The 14,807-nt window shown below is 64.1% G+C and carries 13 protein-coding genes; 5 read left to right on the top strand and 8 right to left on the bottom strand.

The features are described 5' to 3' along the window. The coding region (locus tag QZ653_RS09180; protein WP_296419756.1) for a hypothetical protein at positions 1–996 on the top strand (996 nt) is incomplete at its 5' end. Positions 997–1,025: 29 nt separating this feature from the next. On the opposite strand, the gene QZ653_RS09175 is transcribed toward QZ653_RS09180, so the two are convergent. After that, positions 1,026–1,946, bottom strand: coding sequence for a phosphatase PAP2 family protein (locus QZ653_RS09175; RefSeq protein ID WP_296419755.1), 921 nt, complete (start codon positions 1,944–1,946; stop codon positions 1,026–1,028). A gap of 227 nt (positions 1,947–2,173) precedes the next feature. Here QZ653_RS09175 and QZ653_RS09170 point away from each other — a divergent pair, with 227 nt between their 5' ends. Then, positions 2,174–3,847: a hypothetical protein gene (locus QZ653_RS09170; RefSeq protein WP_296419754.1), complete on the top strand. Its 1,674-nt coding sequence runs from the start codon at positions 2,174–2,176 to the stop codon at positions 3,845–3,847. Between the two features lie 4 nt (positions 3,848–3,851). Here the strand turns inward: QZ653_RS09170 and QZ653_RS09165 are convergent, their stop codons facing one another. Genes QZ653_RS09165 through QZ653_RS09155 form a run of 3 tightly spaced genes read right to left on the bottom strand, consistent with a single transcriptional unit; the run spans position 3,852 to position 6,753 of the window. Beyond that, positions 3,852–5,237 carry a TRAP transporter large permease gene (locus QZ653_RS09165; RefSeq protein WP_296419753.1) on the bottom strand — a complete coding sequence of 462 codons (1,386 nt, stop codon included), beginning with the start codon at positions 5,235–5,237 and terminating at the stop codon, positions 3,852–3,854. Continuing rightward, positions 5,227–5,721, bottom strand: a complete 495-nt coding sequence (locus tag QZ653_RS09160; protein ID WP_296419752.1) for a TRAP transporter small permease — start codon at positions 5,719–5,721, stop codon at positions 5,227–5,229. Before QZ653_RS09160 ends, QZ653_RS09165 begins: the two co-directional genes overlap by 11 nt. A 12-nt stretch (positions 5,722–5,733) precedes the next feature. After that, positions 5,734–6,753, bottom strand: coding sequence for a TRAP transporter substrate-binding protein (locus QZ653_RS09155; protein ID WP_296419751.1), 1,020 nt, complete (start codon positions 6,751–6,753; stop codon positions 5,734–5,736). Positions 6,754–6,918: 165 nt separating this feature from the next. Here QZ653_RS09155 and QZ653_RS09150 point away from each other — a divergent pair, with 165 nt between their 5' ends. Genes QZ653_RS09150 through QZ653_RS09140 form a run of 3 tightly spaced genes read left to right on the top strand, consistent with a single transcriptional unit; the run spans position 6,919 to position 10,545 of the window. Then, the gene (locus tag QZ653_RS09150; protein ID WP_296419750.1) at positions 6,919–8,559 is read left to right on the top strand and encodes a sulfatase-like hydrolase/transferase; all 1,641 of its coding nucleotides are present in this window, start codon (positions 6,919–6,921) and stop codon (positions 8,557–8,559) included. Continuing rightward, entirely contained in the window at positions 8,556–9,458 is a 903-nt protein-coding gene (locus QZ653_RS09145) for an ROK family protein (protein ID WP_296419749.1), read from the top strand. Before QZ653_RS09150 ends, QZ653_RS09145 begins: the two co-directional genes overlap by 4 nt. After that, positions 9,451–10,545 (top strand): N-acetylglucosamine-6-phosphate deacetylase, encoded by a 1,095-nt coding sequence (locus tag QZ653_RS09140; RefSeq protein ID WP_296419748.1) that lies wholly within the window; start codon positions 9,451–9,453, stop codon positions 10,543–10,545. The genes QZ653_RS09145 and QZ653_RS09140 overlap by 8 nt, the downstream gene beginning before the upstream one ends. Here QZ653_RS09140 and QZ653_RS09135 read toward each other — a convergent pair. Genes QZ653_RS09135 through QZ653_RS09120 form a run of 4 tightly spaced genes read right to left on the bottom strand, consistent with a single transcriptional unit; the run spans position 10,537 to position 14,715 of the window. Beyond that, positions 10,537–11,094: a membrane integrity-associated transporter subunit PqiC gene (locus QZ653_RS09135; RefSeq protein WP_296419746.1), complete on the bottom strand. Its 558-nt coding sequence runs from the start codon at positions 11,092–11,094 to the stop codon at positions 10,537–10,539. The two genes, QZ653_RS09140 and QZ653_RS09135, sit on opposite strands and share 9 nt — an antisense overlap. Continuing rightward, positions 11,094–13,457: an MlaD family protein gene (locus QZ653_RS09130; RefSeq protein ID WP_296419744.1), complete on the bottom strand. Its 2,364-nt coding sequence runs from the start codon at positions 13,455–13,457 to the stop codon at positions 11,094–11,096. The genes QZ653_RS09135 and QZ653_RS09130 overlap by 1 nt, the downstream gene beginning before the upstream one ends. Next, positions 13,454–14,122, bottom strand: coding sequence for a paraquat-inducible protein A (locus QZ653_RS09125; protein WP_296419742.1), 669 nt, complete (start codon positions 14,120–14,122; stop codon positions 13,454–13,456). The genes QZ653_RS09130 and QZ653_RS09125 overlap by 4 nt, the downstream gene beginning before the upstream one ends. Then, positions 14,083–14,715, bottom strand: a complete 633-nt coding sequence (locus QZ653_RS09120; protein WP_296419740.1) for a paraquat-inducible protein A — start codon at positions 14,713–14,715, stop codon at positions 14,083–14,085. Before QZ653_RS09120 ends, QZ653_RS09125 begins: the two co-directional genes overlap by 40 nt. Positions 14,716–14,807: the final 92 nt, after the last annotated feature.

Raw genomic sequence — 14,807 nt, 5'->3', positions numbered from 1 at the left:
CTGGGGATGCTGGCGGGGCCGAAGGACGGATCGGGACACTTCCAACGCGAATTCCTGCGCGAGGTTGCCGCCTATGAAGCCGCGACAGGGGGCACGGTGACGGCCTTTTTCGCCTATGGAAACGCCTATGGCGACCGCCAGTTGGCCACAGCGCAGATCGCACCAAAGGACAGCGTGACCTTCGGATGGCGGACCCTGCCCGACGACCGCACGGCAAGCTTTATGGAAGTGCGCGCCACCGGACCTGTGGAAATCGGGCTGATTGCACCGGGCGAAACGGTCCCGCAAAGCTGGACCGCCCCGGGTGCGGGCGAGTGCATCGCTTTGCACAACGACGCAGGCGAGGCCATCGGCTGGGCGCTGGGCCAGACCTCTGCACTCTACGGGGCGGATGGCGGGTTGGATTGGTCCGCTGACGGGGTTGTGGTGGCGTTGCGGCCGACCTCCCCCGATCTGGGACGCGCGGCCTTTCGCGCCGGTTTGTGGCAGGTTGTGGTCCGGTCCGGCGGGGCGGCCCCCGTTGACGTGACGGCCCAGATCCAGTCGGGATCGACCCCGCCGGGCTATGCCCCGCACGGGCGGCAATCCTATTTCGAAAGCCCGCAGCGCGATGCAGGCGTCAAGGTTACCGACGCAGGCAGCTACACCGCCCTCGCGCCGCACAGTTCGGACAGGGTGAAAACGGTCGCGGCGGCGGCCTTCGGAGGGGCCGAGCCGATGGCCTATTCGTCTCAAGGCGGAACTTTCGCGGTCAATCACGCACCCGATTTTGCTGTGGTCGTCGAAGACGGCTTTTTGTCGGGGGGCTTTCTGGCCGCAGGAACGCGCACGGGGTCCATGGCCCGCATCGGCGGCACCAGTGCAGCCGCCGCCATTGCTGCCGGTCTTGAGGCGGATCGCCTGACGCGGGGGCAGGCGGCAAAACCGTTGACGGATGATGCGGACCCCAGACTGGGGCGCGCCGTGTTTCACAGCAAGACAGCCACCACGACCTAGGGTGGCTGTCCTGAGGGGTCCGGTCGGGGTTATGCGCCCGAGAGTTCCGCCATCGCCTCACCAATGACCAGACGCGCCAGTGGCGTGGGCTGCGGCGTGACACTGCCCCGTCCGACTGTCCCGCCTTTGCCGTCAAACACGGCCCTCGGATCGGCAAGTGCCGTGCCCAGACGGCAGGCGTCAAAGCCGTAGCTTGGCGTGTCCACCCCCAGACCCGCCGCAACAACAGCGTTGCCGATGGCGATCCCCAGCACCATGCCCGCGGCGCTGTCTTGCGGAAAGTGAACGCCCGCGATCTCCCGCCCGCGCGCGATGCGGTCTGCAATGGCCAGCGTGTCGGGCAGGGCCGTCGACAGGGTCCCGACATCGAGCGTTTGTTTGTGCATCAACCCGTATAGGACGGTCGCAAGGGCAAAGCTTTCGGTGGCGTGACCGCTGGGATAGCTCGAATGCCCCGGTGTCTGGATGACCGGACGCAGACCGGTGGAAAACTGTACCGGTCGGGGGGCCGAGAACTGGAATTTCACCTGATAGGAGATTTTCGACGCAGCCGACTGGACCGTCGCCAAAAGCAGGGACGCCATCGGCGCATGACCGCCGCCCAGCCGCAGGGTTTGCGCCATATAGGGCAGCACCGCGCCGATCTGGTCCACGATCTCCGGCAGACGTTCCGCGCGCAGGTGGGCTGCCTCCTTCATCAGATCCATCTGGGCGTCGTCGATGTCCTGACCTGCCGAAATTGTCGCAAGGTCCTTCCCGGACATTTTGACCGTGACATCACCGTGATCCAAAGCGCCGACAGCAAAAAGATCGGACAGATCCGCCGCCAGAAGCGGCCCGCGCACATGATCGGGCAGGGTTTTGAACCGCCCCAAAGTGTCGTCGGGCATCTGCGGCGTGCGGTCGGCCGTGCCATCCCAGTGCCCCACGGCCTCCGACGAGGCAAGCAACAGGGAGTAACTGCCAACGTTGGTGGCCTCTGCAGACGATCCATGAGGGCTGTGCGGCCCATGGGGACCGTGTGGACCATGCGGCCCATGGGGGCCATGCGGTCCGTGAGGGCCATGCGGGCCGTGGGGTCCGTGGGGGCCATGCGGCCCGAACGTCGAGAAAAGCGCCATGATAGAAAATTTCCTTTATTGCAGAAATTGACGTAAGGTTATGATGCTCATTAATCTTGGCCGTCTTCGTGCGGTCAACGCCGGGGGCGGCATGGGCCGAGGAATTCACGAAGAATTCGCGTTGGGGTGACGAAATGAAGGACGGGGACGTTGCACGTGTTGTTCTGAACTGCCGTGGGCCGTTCGGTCTGGTCCGCGCGGATGGCACGGATATCACCCCGCGCAATATGAAAACCTGCGGCCTGCTGGCCCTGTTGGCCCTGTCAGGTGGTCACAGGCGCGCCCGGCGCTGGCTGGAAACACGGCTGTGGTCGGACCGCGATCAGGCGCAGGCCAACGGCAGCTTGCGTCAGGCGCTGTCCGAGGTGCGCAAGTGTCTGGGGCCGGACCGCGCGGCCCTGATCTCGGACCGCCGGTTTGTGGCGCTTGATACCACCCTCATCGCGATTGATCTCGGGTCGGACGGGGACGGTGACCCGATGCCGCTGTTTGAGGGTCTGGACGTGCGCGATCCGGAATTCGAAAGCTGGCTGGCACGTGAACGGCAGCGGTTGGGAACACCCCCCGTCGCGGTGTCCGCCGGGGCACGTCTGGTGGATGCGCTTCCGCCGCGTCCGCAGGGGCGGCGTGTGGCCCGCGTGGGCATACGGCACGACGGGTCTGATCTGTGCCGGACGGTTGTTCACATGGCGGCCCAGAACCTGACGGAAGTGGGCGGGTTCGAGATTGTGGGCACTGCCGGTGGCAGATCTGCCGCCGCTCCGCAGGGTGCCACGGACCTCATCCTTGATGTGACGTCCTTGCGCGAGGATCATGCGGTCGTGGCGATGATGACCGTCACGGGGTCCGATGGCAGGATCGTCTGGTCGACCTCACGGTTGTTCAACACGCCGGGCCTGAACAACGCCTTGAGCGCGGGAAACGAAGCGACGGAGGCAGTTTTGCGGGCCGCGCGGGACCTTGACGGGTGTGATCCGGCCCTACGGATGCGGGAACGGGCGATTGATGAATTGTTCACCTTTGATGCTGCGCGTCTGCGGGTGGCCGACGGATTGCTGACGGCGGTTCATGACCAGACATCCGACCCCATCGCGCTGGCGTGGCTTGCGTTTTTGCGGCTGGTCATGGTCAACGAACGCACCGAATCCGATCTGGACACCTTGCGTGATGAGGCGCGGGCCTTTGCCACGCAGGCGGCTGAACGGGACGGGCGCAACCCGTCGATGATCGCCCTGATTGGCCAGATTGAACTGTTTCTGGGCGGGGTGATCGAGGATGTGGATGATCTGATCCGATCTGCCTCCCAACGCAATGCATCATCGGTGATGGCGCGCACCGCGCTGACGACGCTGGCCATGCGGCAGGGCGACGTGCGCATGGCGCAAAACCTGTCCCGCGCGGCGGTGGAGCTTGCGGGCGAAAGCCGCTACGCGCAATGGGCGCATATGGTGGCGTGTCTGACGGATATCTCGGTGGGTGATTTTGACCGCGCCACGCGCAATGCGGCGCGCGCGCACCGGTTGGCCCCTGCGTTCCGGATGCCCATGCGGCACCTGTATGCGTTGGATGTCCATGCCAACCGTCACGACCGCGCGCGCAAATTGCTGGGCGATCTGCAACGTCAGACACCGGGCTTTTCGTTGCAAATGATCCGGCAGACACCGGAATTTCCGGCGGCCACCTTGCGCGCCAGCCCGCTGGCGCACAACCGCGATGTGGGGCCGGGGTAGCCGCCTAAAGCAGGCGGGGCAGGGTCAGCGCCAAAGCGGGCACGGCCAACAACAGCGCCACACGCACCAGTTCGATGGCAAAGAACGGGGCCACCCCGCGAAAGATCGTCCCAAGGGTCGTGTCGGGGGAGAACGATTTGATCACAAAGACATTCAGCCCCACGGGCGGTGTGATCAGCCCCAGCTCCACCACGATCAGGGCCAGTATCCCGAACCAGATGCGCAGATCATCAGTGGTCATCCCGAAGGCCGCCCGATCAGCGGATACAAACTCCCCGCCATTAAGCTGCACCAGCACCGGCCAGAAAAACGGCACCACCACCAGGATCATCGACAGGCTTTCCATGAAACAGCCGAGGATGATCAGGATCACCAGCATCGCCAGCAGGATCATCATCGGCTCCATCGTCGACGCCGCAGCCCACTCCGACAGGGCCGCAGGCAGGCCCGTGCGCGCAAAGAACCCCTTTAGGATATCGGCCGAGAACAGAATGAAATAGATCATCGACGCCGTGTTGGCCGTGGCGAGCAGGGCTGCCTTCAGCCGCGCACGGGTCAGGCCCGCGTCGTGGCCCAAGGCGCGCAGCAGGCCGCCGTAGATCAGGATCAAAAACACACCGACGGCTGCGGCTGGGGTTGGCGTAAACAGGCCCAATCCCAGCCCCAGAATGATCGCGCCAAAGATCAGGCCCACAGGGATCAACCGGCGCAATGCCTGCGACACCTCCGCATCCGTCATGGGCGCCCGCGTCGGGGCCAGTGCGGGATTGCGCGCCACGCGGATGCGGATCACCAGCAAGAACAGGACAACCGCCAGGATGCCCGGCACAATGGCCGCTTGGAACATCGCGATGATCGGGGCCTCGACCACGATGGCATAGATCACCAGCGCCACAGACGGCGGGATCAGGATGCCCAAGGTGCCGCCTGCGGCCAGAACGCCCGTGGACAGGCCTTCGTGATAGCTCAGGCGGCGCAGTTCCGGCAGGGCCACGCGGCTCATGGTGGAGGCTGTGGCGATGGACGACCCGCTGACCGCCCCAAAGCCCGCGCAGGCCAGAATCGTGGCCATGGCCACGCCGCCACGGATGCGCCGTGTCACTGCACTCAGCCCTTGAAACAGATCGCGGCTGAGCCCGGTTTCGGCGGCCAGAAACCCCATCAGGATGAACAACGGCACCACGGACAAATCGTAGTTGGCCACCGAATTCCACAGCGCGGTTTTGAACTGCAACAGGTAGGGGCCGAATTTGATGAAGGGCGACGTCAGGCTGAGGACCCATGTGCCCACAACGCCGGTCACAAACATCGCCAAGGCTACGGGAATGCGTAGCATGATCAATAAAAACAGCGCGACGAGGCCCCAAAGGCCGATGACTTCACGTTCCATCGTCAGCCTTCAACGCCAAAAGGGCCGCTGCGGCCCACAGGATGCAGGACACCACCGCAAAGGGCATGAACACCCAGACAGGCCAGCCCAGAACCGTGGTTTCCACGCGGTCCGCACGGACCTCAACCGTGCCGAGGATCAGCATATACCCCATCGCCAGCGCCACGCCTGCCACCAGCAACGATGACGTCACAAAGACGGCCCTGTTGGCCCAATCGGGGGCGTTTTGCATGAAGGTATCGACCGCCGCATGGGCGCGGTGCAGTTGCGCGTAGGGAAACATGGCAAGGCCCGCCACCCCCACAAAAAGCGTCACCGCGTCCTCATACCCCGGCAGGCCGGACACCGTGCCGCCAAACATCCGCGCCACCGCATTGGCGGTAAACCCTGCGGCGTTCAACGCCGACGCGGCCACGATCAGCAGCAGCAGCACACCGCCCATGAGGGCCCAGCCGGTGATGGCTTTGATCAACAGGGCCCGCATGGATCGGCGCGTTTATTCTGTGGCTGCGGCGATGGCCGCGCGGGCCTCATCCAGCAGGGATTGGCTGTCAAAGGTTGCGGCCGTTTCCTCAAGCCAACGGGCTTCTACGGCGGCAAAGGGCGCGTCGAAGGACGCAGTGGCCTCGGCGTCGAGCTGGGTCACGGTGTTGCCTGCGTCCAGCGCCTTTTGGATACCGGTGGGTTCAATCGCGTTCCACGCCTCGCCCATGGCGATCGCAAACGCCTCACCTGAGGCGTCATCGACGATCTGTTGCAGATCGGCGGGCAGGCTGTCGTAGCTGGCTTGGTTCATGGCAAACAGGAACGTAGACGTGCCAAAGCGCGCGCCGCCGTCAAGTTCAACGGAGGCTGTCGTGAGGTCCGCCAGCCCCAGCGGAATGGCGATTTCAAACGGCACGAGGCCCGCATCCACCGTGCCACGCGCCAGCGCCTGTGGCAGGGCGGGGACGGGCATCCCCACGGGTTCGGCGCCCAAGGCTTCGACCATCCAAGCGCCCGTACGCGACGGGCTGCGGACCTTCAGGCCCTCAAAATCCGCGACGGTCGCGATGTCGGACCCGTTCAGATGCACCGCATTGCCGGTGTGGACGTGCACAAGCAGCGGGTGGATGTCTTCGAAATCAGGGGCCAGCGTGTCCATCATCGACTGGATCGCAAGGTTCGTGGCGCGCGCATCGCCCATGTGGACGCTGGGCAGTTCAAAGACTTCCGTCCGGGGGAAGGTGCCCGGCGTGTAGCCCGGCAGCGTCCAGATCACATCGGCCACGCCGTCGCGAACCTGACTATAAAGTTCAGGCGGGGTGCCGCCCAGCGACATGGAGGGGAAGATTTCAAACGCGATGCGCCCGCCCGACGCCTCTTCAATCGACGCAGCCCAAGGTTCAATCATCTGCGTATGGGTCAGGGATTGCGGGCTGAGGAAGTGATGCACCGAAAAGGTAAACTCCTGCGCCTGCGCTGTGGTGGTCAGGGTCAGCAGGGTTGCGATGGCGGTTGCTGTGCGTCGAAACATGGGCTTTGGCCCTCCAATTGATCGTCTGGGGCTTAGGTAAACATTTCGCGGGCGGTTCAAAAGGTCGAAAACGACGCAATAGGCGGTCTTGTGGTCATTTGGCCAAGGGTCGACACCGGATGCGCTTTGGGGGAAAGTCACGCGAAACAGCCGGATGAGGGGCAGATGGGGCAACCAATGAATGTGCTGTGGATCATGGCCGATCAGCTGCGGTTTGACTACCTCAGCTGTTATGGCCACCCGCATTTGCACACGCCGCACATTGATGCGCTGGCCGCCCGTGGGGTGCGATTTGACAACGCCTACGTGCAATCGCCCGTCTGCGGCCCCTCGCGGATGTCGGCCTATACGGGGCGGTATGTGCGGTCCCACGGATCAACATGGAACGGGATGCCCCTGCGCGTGGGCGAGCCTACGTTGGGCGATCACCTGCGTGAGGCCGGTGCCCGTGCGGTTCTGGTGGGCAAGACCCATATGCGCGCCGATCTTGAGGGGATGGCCTGGCTGGGCATTGATCCGGACAGTGACATTGGCGTGCGGCGGTCTGAGTGCGGGTTTGACGCCTTTGAACGCGACGACGGGCTGCATCCGAACACGTCCATCCAGCGCTGGTCGGCCTATGACGATTATTTGGTGGCACATGGGTTTGAGGCCGACAACCCGTGGCATGATTTCGCCAATTCGGGCGTGGATGCAGACGGCGCGGGTTTGTCCGGCTGGCTTTTGAAAAACTCCCGCAGACAGGCCAATATCCCTGAGGAACATTCCGAGACCGCCTATATGACCAACCGCGCCATGGCGTTCATGGAAAACGCGGGCGACGCGCCGTGGGTCTGTCACCTCAGTTATATCAAGCCCCACTGGCCCTATATCGTGCCCGCCCCCTATCACAATATGTACGACGAACGGCACATCATCCCGCCCGTGCGGGCCGAGGCTGAGAAGGCGACAGATCATCCCCTGATGGCCGCCTACCTCAACGCCCGTGTGTGCCAAAGTTTCGCCCGTGATGAAGTTCGTAAGACCGTGATCCCCGCCTATATGGGGCTGATCAAACAGCTCGACGATCATCTGGGGCGGCTTTTTGCGTGGATGGATGCGGCGGGGCTGACAGACAAGACGATCATTGCCGTGACCTCCGATCATGGGGATTACATGGGCGATCACTGGATGGGCGACAAGGATTTCTACCACCAGATGGCCGTCAAAGTGCCGATGATCATCGCGGACCCCCGCGCGCCTGACGCAGCACGGGGCCGCATCGCGGATGATCTGGTTGAGATGATTGATCTCGCACCCACGTTTCTGGCCGCCGTCGGCGGCGCGCCCAAGCCCCACGTGCTGGAGGGGCGCGATCTGACGCCGGTGCTGCATGGGGCGGGGCCATTGGGACGCACATACGCGATTTCGGAACATGATTATCATTGGTCCGAAATGGCCACGGCCTTGGATGTCGCGCAGGACCGCGCCCATACGAAGATGATTTTCGATGGCCGGTGGAAATACATCCATTGCGAAGGCTTCCGCCCGATCCTGTTTGATCTGGCCGATGACCCCGATGAACTGGTCGATTTGGGGGCCTCTGACGCGCCTGCCCATGTGGCGGCCCGCACGCGGATGAAGGACGCTTTGCTGGCGTGGGCCACGCGCCACCACAGCCGCATCACGGCCACGCCGCAGGTTCTGGCCGGTCAAAGCAAAGCCGCCGAGGAGGGTGTGCTGATCGGCTTTTGGGATGAGGCAGAATTTGAAGCCGCCACAGGTATCCCCTTCGACAGCCTGACACCGGCAGGTCGCCCCACATGAAGGCCATTGGCATTGATATCGGCGGCACCAAGATTGAAACGCAGGTGTTTGATGACGACTGGCAGGTGGCCGCGCGCGCCCGTGTGGACACGCCGCGCGACTATCCGGCGCTGGTGGCGGCGGTTGCAAGCCAAGTGGCTTGGGCCGAGGCTGAGGCGGACGCGGTTTTGCCCGTGGGCATCGGCAGCGCGGGGTTGGTGCATCCGTCCACGGGGCGAATGATCGCTGCGAATTTGGCGGCCAACGGGCACAGGTTCGGCGCGGATCTGGACGCCGCCTTGGGGCGCCGCGTCACGCTGCTGAACGACTGCCGCGCACTGGCCTTGTCCGAGGCTGTTTTTGGCGCGGGGCGCGGCGCGGACACGGTCGCGGCGGTGATCCTGGGCACGGGCGTCAGCGGTGGGGTCATTCACGGTGGCGCGCTGCGGGACGGGCCCACCGGCACGGGCGGAGAGATCGGCCATATGGCCGCGCCCGCCCATCTGATCGCCGCATATGATCTGCCGATCTATGACTGCGGTTGCGGACGGCGCGGCTGCGTCGAAACCTATATCTCCGGCCCCGGTCTGGTGCGGCTGGCCCTCCATATCATCGGCCAAGACGTGACCACCCGCGATATTGCCGCCCGCAAGGCAGGCGACATGGCGCAGGTCTGGGCGGTCTGGTGCGCCTTGGTGGGGGAGGTGTTGCACGGGCTGGTCGTAACGCTCGACCCCGACATTATCATCCTTGGTGGCGGGTTGAGCCTGATTGATGGCGTCGCACAGGATGTGCAGGCCGCCGCCCAAGCCGCGCAATTTGCCGATATCACGGTGCCGCCCGTGGTCATCGCCCAAGGCGGCGACACCAGCGGCGCACGGGGGGCCGCCTATGCGGCATGGAGCGCGAAACATGACTGACGGATGGATCGCGGCGGAACAGGTCTTTGATGGTCAGACATTGCGCGCCCGTTGCGGCGTCCGGTTGGAAGATGGCCACGTGGCCGAGGTGGGGCAGGCCCCCGCTCAAGCCACACCAGTTTCAGGCTGTCTGTCCGTGGGGTTTGTTGACCTACAGGTGAATGGCGGCGGCGGTGTCATGGTCAATACGGACCCGACGCCGGACGGCTTGCGTGCCGTGGCCGCTGCACACCACGCCCTTGGCACGGTGGCGCTGATGCCGACCGTGATTACCGACGCGCCCGACGTGCTGGACCGCGCGGCTGAGGCCGCGATGGCCGTGGCCGGATCAGGTGGCATCATGGGCCTGCACATCGAAGGCCCGCACATCGCCCCCGCCAAACGCGGCACCCACGCGGCGGAGTTTATCCGCCCGCTGGATACGCGCACGATGGATGTGGTGGGCAAGCTGCGCCGCGCCGGTGTGCCGGTGATGATAACGCTGGCCCCAGAGGCCGCGACCCTCGATCAGATCGCGACGCTGGCACAGATGGGGGCCGTGGTGTCCATCGGGCACACCGATGCGCGGGCGGAGGATGTCACCGCAGCCATCCGCGCCGGGGCCACTTGCGGCACGCATCTGTACAACGCCATGTCGCAGATGCAGGGCCGTGCGCCGGGGGCGGTGGGGGCGTTGCTGAACAGTCAGGCGCGGTTCGGGATCATCTGTGACGGGCATCATGTGGATGACGCCATGATCGCGCTTGCCTTACGCGCCGCCGGACCGGACCGCGCCTTTCTGGTGTCTGACGCCATGGCGACCGTGGGCGGCGGCGACAGCTTTGACCTTTATGGGCAAACGATCCGCGTTGACGGGGGGCGTCTGGTCAACAGCGACGGCAATCTGGCCGGTGCCCATATCACTCAGGCCCAAGGGCTGCGGCGGCTGGTGCAAAAGGTGGGCGTGCCACTGGAGGACGCCCTGCGCATGGCCATCACCACACCTGCGGCCGTCATGGGGCAGGGGCACCTGTCGCAAATGGTCGGGCGGCCGATAGCGGACCTGATTGTGCTGGAGGGTGACCTGACGGTCCGCGCCCTAGCGTAGACCTTCGGTGGCGATCAGTTCGGCCAGATCAAGGACCAGCTGCCCACGGGCGGCGGCGATCCCGGCAGGGCCTGCGTCAACCACATAGGGCACCGCCAGATCAAACAGACCGGACCGGTCGCGGACCTCACGTTCCGTGCTGACGAAATACTGGCCCGAGGCGCGGTAAATGCCGTCGGCCCCCGCGATCAGGCTTTCAAAACGGACCTCAAGAATGGCATCTGCAAAGCCTTCGAATGGCCAAGGTTCAGAGGCCACACGACGACCGGACAGCTGCGCCAGATGACGGCTGAGTTCCAGCCCCACAGCGCGTTCGGGGCTGTCGGCCCAGCGGATGTTTTCGTCCGTCAGCAGCACACCACCGGGGCCTTGTACGGCGATCACATCATCGGCGGCATAGGTGGGCAGGGACACATCGCGGACCTCAACCGTGGCATAGCCAATTCTGATGCTGTCCGACACTGCGGGCGTCGGCACGGAATACAGATCCGCTGTGCCGCCGCAGCCCGCGAGAAGGGCCAATGAGAAAAGGGCAGTCTTATAGGTCATCATCGTCCCCGGATCAGTGCGCTTGGGTTACGTTCTATGGTTCGCGCAAGGGATTCAAGCGCGTTTGCCGCGTTCTGGATGTCACGCAGGGTGCTTTCCACATCACGGCTGAGGGTGGCACCCTGATCATAGCCTGCAATGGTGCGCCCTGCCTGATCGAGGACAGCGCGCATCCGCGCCACGAGCGTCGGCAGGTCGTTTGCCGCCTCTTCGATGGCGCCCGCTGCGTCACGGGCGGACCCCAGTGTCGCATTCAGGTTATCCACCGTGCCACCGGCGCGCAGGTCGCGCAACGTCGCCTCGACCTCACCCAAGGCACCGCCCAGATCGCCTGGCAGGTTTTGGGCCGCCTCGCTTTCCAGCAGTGTTGCGGTGGCCGCGGCCAGATCGGTCAGCTCCACAGACAAGTCTTCAAGGGGCAGGTCCAGCGCCTTGGCCGCGACGGCCTCGATCCGTTCGATCAGCGCGGGCACCCCTTGGGTCGAAGCTGCGACCGCATCTGCGGCCTCACGGGCCGAGGCAAGTGCCGCGTTCAAATTCTCGACCGAGCCGCCGTTGCGCAGATCGCGCAGGGTCGCCTCAACCTCGCCCAATGCGCCGCCAAGAACGCCGGGCAGGGATTGCGCGCCATCGCTTTCCAGAAGGCTCGCGGTGGCGGCGGCCACATCCGTCAGTTCCTGCGTCAATGCCTCAAGCGGAAGCGCTTCGGCTTTCTGGGCCACGGCTGTGATCTGGTCGATCAGCGCGGGCACCCCGCCGGTCACGTCGGCCACGGCGGCGGCGGCGGCACTTGTGGTGTCCAGCGCGTCGCCCAGCCTTGCTGCCAGACGGGCGGTTTCGACATCCACGAGAAGCTGTTCGAACTGGCCAACGGCTGAGTTCAGCGTGACCAACAGCGTCTGCGCCTCGTCCGAGGACACGACCCCGCTGATATCGCCCACAAGCGCGCGGATATCTGCAGGGGTTTGCTGCAGGTCTTCGTTGCCCACCAAGGCGGTCGCGTTGTTCAGAAACAGGATTGCACTTTCAAGGAGTTCCTCGACGGGCAGCTCATTGACGCGGTTCAGCACGCCTTCAATGCTGGCTGCGGCATCGGCCAGTTCGGCGTCCACGGTCGGGATAATCGGCAGTCCGTTTTCGGCCACCCGCATTTCACCGGGTTTGGCGTCATCCACCTGCCGCAAAATGATTTTGAGACCTCCGGTCAACAGGCTGGCGTTGGCCAGTTGGGCGCGCAGGCCGCCCTCGATCCGGCGGGCCAGAAAGTCTTGTGCGGCCTGCGGTGTGACCTCACCGGGCAGACCAAGGCGGGCGGGCTGGATCGCCAGAAGCACGTTCAGTCGGACCCGGCTGTCGCCGAATTCTTCCCTGTCGATGGTGCCCAGAACCGATTGGACCTTACCGATGTTGAGCCCGTTGATTTCAACGGGGGCGTCGACGGCCAGCCCGGAAATGTTCTGTTCGAATATGACGCGCACCTGAAGGGTCTCGACCTCGGATTCGGTGAACAGGCTGTTGCGGGCTTCGGTTTCGCCGGGGTGGACTTCGAACACGGCACCGTCGTTGATCGGATCGCCGCCCGACACGAAGGTGTCGAAGGTCACGCCGCCCCCCAGAAGGGTCGCGACGGAGGAAAAGTCGATTTCGGCCCCGTTGGGACCTACGGAAAAGGTGAATCCGGCGGTGTCCCAGAACCGTGTGGCGCTGGAAATCAGACGGTCGTGGGGTTCGTAGATCAGCGCCTCGGCGAGGGCGAAATTGCCATCAGGCGAAATGCGCGCCTTGCCGATGCGGCCCACTTCGATGCCGCGAAAGGTGATGGGGCTGTTGTCGGTCATCGACCCGCCGGGGGGGGTGCGCAACACGATTTCAAGCCCGCCTTCGTCGGACCGGAACAGCGGCGCGTCCTCAAGCCCGTCAAAGGCATAGACCAGATCGCTGGGGTCGTTGTCCCACGTGCCTTCGATATAGACGCCCGACAACACCGTATCGAGGCCGGTCACGCCCTGTGCGGTCAGTTCGGGCTGCACGATCCAGAACGTGGCAGAGCTGTCGATATAGGGGGCGACCGAGGTGTCGACGCGCACCATGGCCTGTACGCCGCTCAGATCAGGGGTGAATTTGACGTCTTCCACCACGCCCACGGTCACATCACGGTAGCGCAGTTCCGTTTCGCGTTTGGCGATGCCGGCCCCGTCCGAAAAGGTGATCGCAATCAGGGGACCGCGGCTGGAATAGGATTGATAGGCCACAGCAAGGGAGCCGAGGATCGCGATGATCGGGATCAGCCAGATCGCCGAAATCCGCTGATACCACGCACGGCGCGCCGGTTTCACCTGCAGGGTCGGGGGCGTGTCGGTCATGTCTCGGTCTCCCCCGCGTGGTGGTCTGTTGCCTCTGCCTGGACATCCCAGATCATGCGGCTGTCAAAGGCTTGCGCGGACAGCATCGTGAAAATCACCGACAAGGCGAAAAACAGGCTGGCACTGCCGGGATTGATCGCTGCCAATGTGTTCAACTGCACCAGTGACGCCATGATCGCAACGACAAAGATGTCGATCATGGACCACCGCCCGATATATTCCACCACCTCATAAAGCACGGTGCGCTGGTGGGGGGAGACTTTGGACGGCCGCGTCACAGAGATCGCCAAGAACGCGATCGCCATGAATTTGGCGACCGGAATGACGACGCTTGCGATCAGAATGATCGCCGCCACGCCGGGCGATCCGTAATGGAACAGTTCGACCGCGCCGCCGATGATCGTGTCCTCCTGCACCTGCAGCAGGGTGCGGGTCTGCAGCATGGGGAACATATTGGCGGGAATATAGCACATGAACCCCAAGACCCAGAACGCCCAGACCCGTTGCAGGCTGGTGATGTCGCGGCTTTGCACGGCGTGGCCACAGCGCGCGCACACCTCAGTCTCTATAGGCCAGACGCGGCTGCACCGGCGGCAGGTCACAAGGCCCAGATCCTTGGCGCTTTTTATGTCTGCGTTTTGTCCAGAGAGTTCCATACAGACCATCTACACAGGAATGTGTCCTGAAGGACAACGAGAAAGACAAGGATCGTGAACATCCAGAAGGCCGGGCCGAATTGCACATCCGCAAGGTCCGTGACCTTGACCAGCGCCACAGCGCAGCCGATGGCGAAAATTTCGGCCATGGACCACGGGCGCAACGCCTCGGACAGGCGGAACGCTTTGACAGCACCGCGCGCGGGCGGGCGGTCAAAGACCACCGGCGTCAGCACGTAAAGCGACAGCAACACGCGCAGCAGCGGGATGAAGATGATCAAGGCGGCGGTGGCCAGCGCGAGCACCACCAGAATGCCGTCACTAAAGACCAATGCCGCCTGCAGGATCGACACCGAATTGCTGCGGCCCGCGGCAGAAATCGTCAGGAACGGAAAGACAGAGGCCGCGATGACCAGCACAGCAATGGTCAGCGACAACATGATGATCTGCATGCCCGCTTTTTTGCGCGGTGCGATCAGGCGGTATCCACAGCGCGCGCAGTGGGCGGTCTCACCCGATTTGGGCGCGGCGAGCGTATAGGTGGCGTCGCACTGCGGGCAGCCGATCAACGTATCCGGATCAAGGGGCGTTTGCGTGGTCATGGCTCTTCTTAGCGGGAATGGCCGGGCAGGGACAGGTGGCTTGCGCCAGCCGCGCTGTCACGGTTTGATAGGAAACATCTATTTAGGGGCGT

Origin of the sequence: Pseudooctadecabacter sp. (assembly GCF_020627745.1) — a bacterium.
Classification (GTDB): domain Bacteria; phylum Pseudomonadota; class Alphaproteobacteria; order Rhodobacterales; family Rhodobacteraceae; genus Octadecabacter.
This window is presented reverse-complemented; position numbering and strand designations above follow the sequence as displayed.

Coding starts and splice junctions, on each gene's coding strand:
- QZ653_RS09165 (WP_296419753.1), bottom strand. CDS start 5,237: ATGGAACGTGAAGTCATCGGCCTTTGGGGCCTCGTCGCGCTGTTTTTA.
- QZ653_RS09160 (WP_296419752.1), bottom strand. CDS start 5,721: ATGCGGGCCCTGTTGATCAAAGCCATCACCGGCTGGGCCCTCATGGGC.
- QZ653_RS09155 (WP_296419751.1), bottom strand. CDS start 6,753: ATGTTTCGACGCACAGCAACCGCCATCGCAACCCTGCTGACCCTGACC.
- QZ653_RS09150 (WP_296419750.1), top strand. CDS start 6,919: ATGGGGCAACCAATGAATGTGCTGTGGATCATGGCCGATCAGCTGCGG.
- QZ653_RS09145 (WP_296419749.1), top strand. CDS start 8,556: ATGAAGGCCATTGGCATTGATATCGGCGGCACCAAGATTGAAACGCAG.
- QZ653_RS09140 (WP_296419748.1), top strand. CDS start 9,451: ATGACTGACGGATGGATCGCGGCGGAACAGGTCTTTGATGGTCAGACA.
- QZ653_RS09135 (WP_296419746.1), bottom strand. CDS start 11,094: ATGACCTATAAGACTGCCCTTTTCTCATTGGCCCTTCTCGCGGGCTGC.
- QZ653_RS09130 (WP_296419744.1), bottom strand. CDS start 13,457: ATGACCGACACGCCCCCGACCCTGCAGGTGAAACCGGCGCGCCGTGCG.
- QZ653_RS09125 (WP_296419742.1), bottom strand. CDS start 14,122: ATGGTCTGTATGGAACTCTCTGGACAAAACGCAGACATAAAAAGCGCC.
- QZ653_RS09120 (WP_296419740.1), bottom strand. CDS start 14,715: ATGACCACGCAAACGCCCCTTGATCCGGATACGTTGATCGGCTGCCCG.